The following is a 4,570-nucleotide window of genomic DNA, read 5'->3' as shown; positions in this document are numbered from 1 at the left end:
GTTATGTGGCATTAGATTTTCGTAATTCTTTTAACTTTTCTACTTCTAATTTCAATAACTCAATATTAGTAAGTATGCAAGATATTTTATCAGGCAAATGTCCGTTACTTGTTTGTGAAGCGTGGTTTATTGAATGCGTTATTGAAAGCAATCTATCTTTATTTAATTTTGGTAGTTCCATAATTCAAACGCCACATAACAACGTATATAAAAAATTGCTTTAGTGGTCTTTTATTTAGTTTATTAATAATTCAATTTTCGGTACTATTTCGGTTACTTTTCGGATGCAACGTTTTATATACAACACGTTGTAGTGCATTAAAACGATTTGGTAACAACGTGTATAGGTAATTTATTTACTACCATTGTTGCTATAATTACATCTTCCATAAATTCAGATAGCTTTTCAACTTCTGTTTTAGTCCAATTTTTTAGCATCAGTTTTTTAACATCAGTTTTTAGTACTTCTAAATCTTTACTCATTTTGTTTTCGTTTTTAGATTGTGTTATTAGCATGATTTGATTTAGTGTAAACACCACTACATCTTATGTTTTCAATAGCAATATCAATAGAGCTTATTGTATCGTTTTCTTGATTTAGAATTACGTAACCAAATTCTTCTGAATACTCAACAGCAAATTTAAAATCAACCATCTTTTCCATGTCAATGGATAGGTTTCTAAGCTTTTTTTCAAAATGCTCATGAGCTACTTTTATAGCGTTTAGTGATCCCTCTATTTTTTTCATATTTATGTTTTCGCGCTGTTCCCATAATTCATTTAGGATCAACTTATTTTGGTGGTTAGAAAATGTTTTTTTACTCCAATTGCATAAACCTGTTTTTTCAATTAGTTTATAACTGTTTTTTAATGAAGCAATGTTGTTCCTAGTCATTGTCAACTCTTGCTGTGTATGAGTTAATTCTTTATAGGCTTTAGTTTCTTTAATCTCTTTAGTTCTTAACATGGTATATTGATTTTAAAGCATTTTATCTTCAACTCTTTTAAAAGCATTCCATTCTTCCACATCAATACCAAACATTGATCTGTATTTTCTTAAAAGCAATTCGTTTTTAGATATTATTTCTAAATATCTTAATCCTCGTAGCTTATCGAAATTGTAGAATAGTTTAAACAAGTCTTTCTTGCTTAGGTATTTCATTTTCAAGTCTAAAGAGAACTCTTTTGCTTTTGCATCTGGATTAGAAGCTATGAACTTAAAAAACTCTTTAAGGTCTTGTGTTACCTTTATTTTTTGAGTAGATTTTGTATCTATACTTGCTATGAAGTGTTTGTTGAAGTCTATTTTTTCCATTACATCATGCTGTTTAATTCTTCCTCACTACTGTAAACACTATCTTCATTAACATCATTGTAGTAAAGAAAGTGTTTCCTATCTGACTCACTAACTTTCATGGTCTTATTAAGATAGTTTAAGTGGGTGTAAATTTGACTGTAAGCTTCATCGTATGAACCATGATCGGCTGACTTAAATAGCTGCTCCATAAAGAACTTATAGAACAACTTTTGTTCTTTAATTCTGTAGTTTAGATAAACCACTATTAAGCATAGAACTATTGCTATAATAATTAATAGTGGTACAAAATAATTTATTGGATAATTCATGGTCTTGATTTTTATAAGATTTTAAAATTTTCATCTTCTGGAAAGAAACAAGGCGTATTGTTTCCAAACTTAGAAGGGTCTTCTAATGTGATTAGATAACGGCTTGATCTATCGCTATTAGGTAAATCTATTGCCGTTATTACTCCATTTCCATAAGGAGTGCTTACTTGTTTACCTATATTATTTTTCATAGTCTTGATTTTTAATTGTGAAACAAATATAACTATTATTCACTAATAATAAGTAATAATACTAATTTATTTTACTTATTTTGTTTTGGCTTAATGTCGTTCGGTCTTCCGTACTTAGCATCTAGTCTAGGCTGAACGTATTTTAGATAATGCTTTTTATGATTACCTAGTGCAAGAGCTTTTACCTCTTCCATATCATAGTACTTAGGTTTTTTAACACCCATTACCTTAGATATTGTGAAGTAGTCCTCTGTTTCTACTTTATGGATTTTGTATGTTGTAGGACTATTGAATGTTACTTCATATATCCCTTGACTAATAAATTTAAAATCAAAGTTTTCTTTTTTAAGTCTTGCGTTTTTCATTTTTTGCGTGAATTTGAAATATGAATTTTTAAGTATGATTATTCATTAAATGACTTGCTTACTATTGCATAATGATTAGACTGAATTCTTAGCATCCATTTTTTAATGGCTTCATCATTGTTAGGCTTCCAATTTTTTGGAATATCTTTTTCTTTGCATGGTTTAATATTCATGGAGTTAATTATTAATGATTGATAAAACGATTTGAATTTCTTGATCTGAAAGTTCTTCTAATCCGTAGATTGTTCCTTGTTCATTTTCGACTAAAATTTCTTCATCGTCTTGAATTAGTTCAGCCCAATCTAGGTTATCGAGTTGGAATTTAGGCAAGTTTTCAATACTTGCCTTATTGATTTGCTTTATAGCGTGTTGTCTTATGCTCATGGTCTTATTTTTTAAATTTTTATTTTACTGCGTATTTTCTAAATTCATCTATGTAGTGCTGCATATTAGAATTTATAAGTTCTGGCTTAATTAGTCCTTCCATTATTTTATTGTAAGTTTCTTCCATACTATCATCATCAACTTTACTATTTAACTTCCAATCTCGACCTTCATCAACTTCATCAAGTGCTTTTTTTATCTCTTGGCAATTTTCATAGTTTTCATTTTCCTGTTCTTCTTTTAAGAGAAACAATGCAGGATAAAATCCCCATATATAAATTCCGCTTTTAATTTTTTCTGCTTTCATGATATGGTTAAATTTATTAATCGTGAATATTACCTATTATACTTATTATTTCAGTCTTGTAATTTAATATACATTCATCGTCCATATCAAAATAATTATCTAATGTGGTAAACTCACGTTCTAAATAAGATACTATACCTACCATTTCTGGGGAGTCGGTTTCTTCTTTTTTAATAATATCTCCTTCAAATATTCTGTCTTCATCTTTATCATCAACACCGATATATTGACCTACTGTAGTTGGGCTAACCTCTGTACTTGATAAAGCCATATCTTGAATAAAACAAGACACTATCAAGTTTTCTTTTTTTGTAGGGTCTAATTTTTGCATTAAGTTTCCGTAGTGCCATTTACCCTCTTTGTCTTTTCCTCTAAAAATTATTTCTCTATTCATGGTTTTAAATTTTAAAAGTGGATTTTGTTGTTGTTTTTCTTAACTCTTCTCCTATCATACCTAGTCCTCTGGTATTTTCTACAATAGAAACGGTGTAAATATTTTGATCTAGTTCTATAAAATAGCTTTTTCTGTTTATTTTACCTTGCATTAACTTAGCATCAAAAATCGCTCTTATATGCTTTCTTTCGGTCTGTGTTAAGTGTCCTGTTATTACTTGCATTGTTCTAAATTTTGCGTGGATTAGTAAAGTGTGAAAATATTAGTACATTTCTGTAAACTCTAAATTGTTTTTTTGGCAAAAAGAAAAACCTATTCCTTCAATATGGAAATTAAAATCTTTCTTCAATTCTTTTAGCTTACTGCTATGTATCTCAATAGGTATATTGGTAGCTAGGATCACTTTGTTATGCTCTTTAGTGCAATACTCTTTAATAATGATTTTGAGCATCTTAAAAGTTATTATTTCAACGTGATTGACTTCACTATCATAAGTAACTACACATAAAAAATCTTTACTATTTCTTTTGTAGGCTAGTGTTCCGCTTAACACGTTTTCGTCTCCGCTAAAATCTTCTATTATCATCTGCTCTCTGGATTCTCTTTGTAGGATCATAGAGTTTTGATTATTGAAATTAAAAATATTACATACTTTAAATTCAAAATCTTTCTGTTGGTCTGTGGTGGTGTCTGGAAATAATGTCATGGTCTTAGTTTTTGCGTAAATTATTAGCTTTTAATATTTCAAATAATTCCTGTTTATCTCCTAAAAAAATAGGTTTTCCATTATCATAGACTTCTATATTAACGGTTTTTCCGCTAATTACTCTTATTTTATCTTCTTCATGTCTTAAAAACAGAATTGCATCAAATAAATTCTTTTTATAGATTGGTGCGTTGTTGCGTATTCTAGTTCTTACTTCTAAATTTTTCATAATTGTAAATTTTGCGTGAATTAGTCTTTTAGTTTTGATTCTATAAAATCGTAGATTTCTGAACTGTCAAAATCTTGATCATCTGGCAATGATTCTGTAATAAAATAAGTAATACAGTCTGCTAATGTCATAGGGTTATCATCATCATAATCAACATTCATGAAATTTGCCTTTGCTGCTTCATTACCTGTTTTGATAATAAGATTTTCAACCTTTAAATGTTGCAAGTCTATTGTAGTCGGTTGGTCTAATTGAGTGCAAATTTCATCAATTATACAGTCTCCCCATTCTTCGTTTCCGTTTTCTCGTAAAATTTCTCTTAACCTGTTATGGTTTTCTTCTATTTTTTCTACTTGTTTATTCATGGT

General features: G+C 29.0%; 14 protein-coding genes. All 14 read right to left on the bottom strand.

Going from position 1 to position 4,570, the window contains the following annotated elements; all coding sequences use genetic code 11:
* Position 1: 1 nt before the first annotated feature.
* The gene (locus AAC008_RS14820; RefSeq protein ID WP_339890294.1) at positions 2 to 181 is read right to left on the bottom strand and encodes a hypothetical protein; all 180 of its coding nucleotides are present in this window, start codon (positions 179 to 181) and stop codon (positions 2 to 4) included.
* A gap of 137 nt (positions 182 to 318) precedes the next feature.
* Complete coding sequence (locus AAC008_RS14815; RefSeq protein ID WP_339890292.1) at positions 319 to 483, bottom strand: hypothetical protein; 165 nt, start codon at positions 481 to 483, stop codon at positions 319 to 321.
* A 13-nt stretch (positions 484 to 496) separates the two neighbouring features.
* The gene (locus AAC008_RS14810; RefSeq protein WP_339890290.1) at positions 497 to 967 is read right to left on the bottom strand and encodes a hypothetical protein; all 471 of its coding nucleotides are present in this window, start codon (positions 965 to 967) and stop codon (positions 497 to 499) included.
* Positions 968 to 979: 12 nt separating this feature from the next.
* A complete protein-coding gene (locus AAC008_RS14805) occupies positions 980 to 1,315 on the bottom strand; it encodes a hypothetical protein (RefSeq protein ID WP_339890289.1) in 336 nt (111 codons plus the stop codon).
* Between the two features lie 322 nt (positions 1,316 to 1,637).
* Positions 1,638 to 1,817, bottom strand: coding sequence for a hypothetical protein (locus AAC008_RS14800; protein ID WP_339890288.1), 180 nt, complete (start codon positions 1,815 to 1,817; stop codon positions 1,638 to 1,640).
* A 71-nt stretch (positions 1,818 to 1,888) separates the two neighbouring features.
* Entirely contained in the window at positions 1,889 to 2,182 is a 294-nt protein-coding gene (locus tag AAC008_RS14795) for a hypothetical protein (protein ID WP_339890287.1), read from the bottom strand.
* A gap of 38 nt (positions 2,183 to 2,220) precedes the next feature.
* Entirely contained in the window at positions 2,221 to 2,355 is a 135-nt protein-coding gene (locus AAC008_RS14790; protein ID WP_339890285.1) for a hypothetical protein, read from the bottom strand.
* Positions 2,356 to 2,359: 4 nt separating this feature from the next.
* Complete coding sequence (locus tag AAC008_RS14785; RefSeq protein ID WP_339890283.1) at positions 2,360 to 2,566, bottom strand: hypothetical protein; 207 nt, start codon at positions 2,564 to 2,566, stop codon at positions 2,360 to 2,362.
* A gap of 19 nt (positions 2,567 to 2,585) precedes the next feature.
* Positions 2,586 to 2,873 carry a hypothetical protein gene (locus AAC008_RS14780; protein WP_339890281.1) on the bottom strand — a complete coding sequence of 96 codons (288 nt, stop codon included), beginning with the start codon at positions 2,871 to 2,873 and terminating at the stop codon, positions 2,586 to 2,588.
* Between the two features lie 16 nt (positions 2,874 to 2,889).
* Positions 2,890 to 3,267 (bottom strand): YopX family protein, encoded by a 378-nt coding sequence (locus AAC008_RS14775; RefSeq protein ID WP_339890279.1) that lies wholly within the window; start codon positions 3,265 to 3,267, stop codon positions 2,890 to 2,892.
* Between the two features lie 4 nt (positions 3,268 to 3,271).
* The gene (locus AAC008_RS14770; protein ID WP_339890277.1) at positions 3,272 to 3,490 is read right to left on the bottom strand and encodes a hypothetical protein; all 219 of its coding nucleotides are present in this window, start codon (positions 3,488 to 3,490) and stop codon (positions 3,272 to 3,274) included.
* A gap of 39 nt (positions 3,491 to 3,529) precedes the next feature.
* Entirely contained in the window at positions 3,530 to 3,973 is a 444-nt protein-coding gene (locus AAC008_RS14765; RefSeq protein ID WP_339890276.1) for a hypothetical protein, read from the bottom strand.
* 4 nt (positions 3,974 to 3,977) lie between these two features.
* Entirely contained in the window at positions 3,978 to 4,202 is a 225-nt protein-coding gene (locus tag AAC008_RS14760) for a hypothetical protein (protein WP_339890275.1), read from the bottom strand.
* Positions 4,203 to 4,222: 20 nt separating this feature from the next.
* Positions 4,223 to 4,570: hypothetical protein (locus AAC008_RS14755; protein WP_339890273.1), on the bottom strand; the 348-nt coding region annotated here is incomplete at its 5' end.

The sequence above is a fragment of the uncultured Flavobacterium sp. genome, assembly GCF_963975515.1.
Taxonomy (GTDB): Bacteria; Bacteroidota; Bacteroidia; order Flavobacteriales; family Flavobacteriaceae; genus Flavobacterium.
This window is presented reverse-complemented; position numbering and strand designations above follow the sequence as displayed.

What these genes read in the sequence shown, in the direction of transcription:
- AAC008_RS14795 (WP_339890287.1), bottom strand. Translation starts at nt 2,182, where the DNA reads ATGAAAAACGCAAGACTTAAAAAAGAAAACTTTGATTTTAAATTTATT.
- AAC008_RS14810 (WP_339890290.1), bottom strand. Translation starts at nt 967, where the DNA reads ATGTTAAGAACTAAAGAGATTAAAGAAACTAAAGCCTATAAAGAATTA.
- AAC008_RS14815 (WP_339890292.1), bottom strand. Translation starts at nt 483, where the DNA reads ATGAGTAAAGATTTAGAAGTACTAAAAACTGATGTTAAAAAACTGATG.
- AAC008_RS14760 (WP_339890275.1), bottom strand. Translation starts at nt 4,202, where the DNA reads ATGAAAAATTTAGAAGTAAGAACTAGAATACGCAACAACGCACCAATC.
- AAC008_RS14820 (WP_339890294.1), bottom strand. Translation starts at nt 181, where the DNA reads ATGGAACTACCAAAATTAAATAAAGATAGATTGCTTTCAATAACGCAT.
- AAC008_RS14765 (WP_339890276.1), bottom strand. Translation starts at nt 3,973, where the DNA reads ATGACATTATTTCCAGACACCACCACAGACCAACAGAAAGATTTTGAA.
- AAC008_RS14770 (WP_339890277.1), bottom strand. Translation starts at nt 3,490, where the DNA reads ATGCAAGTAATAACAGGACACTTAACACAGACCGAAAGAAAGCATATA.
- AAC008_RS14785 (WP_339890283.1), bottom strand. Translation starts at nt 2,566, where the DNA reads ATGAGCATAAGACAACACGCTATAAAGCAAATCAATAAGGCAAGTATT.
- AAC008_RS14790 (WP_339890285.1), bottom strand. Translation starts at nt 2,355, where the DNA reads ATGAATATTAAACCATGCAAAGAAAAAGATATTCCAAAAAATTGGAAG.
- AAC008_RS14805 (WP_339890289.1), bottom strand. Translation starts at nt 1,315, where the DNA reads ATGGAAAAAATAGACTTCAACAAACACTTCATAGCAAGTATAGATACA.
- AAC008_RS14775 (WP_339890279.1), bottom strand. Translation starts at nt 3,267, where the DNA reads ATGAATAGAGAAATAATTTTTAGAGGAAAAGACAAAGAGGGTAAATGG.
- AAC008_RS14800 (WP_339890288.1), bottom strand. Translation starts at nt 1,817, where the DNA reads ATGAAAAATAATATAGGTAAACAAGTAAGCACTCCTTATGGAAATGGA.
- AAC008_RS14780 (WP_339890281.1), bottom strand. Translation starts at nt 2,873, where the DNA reads ATGAAAGCAGAAAAAATTAAAAGCGGAATTTATATATGGGGATTTTAT.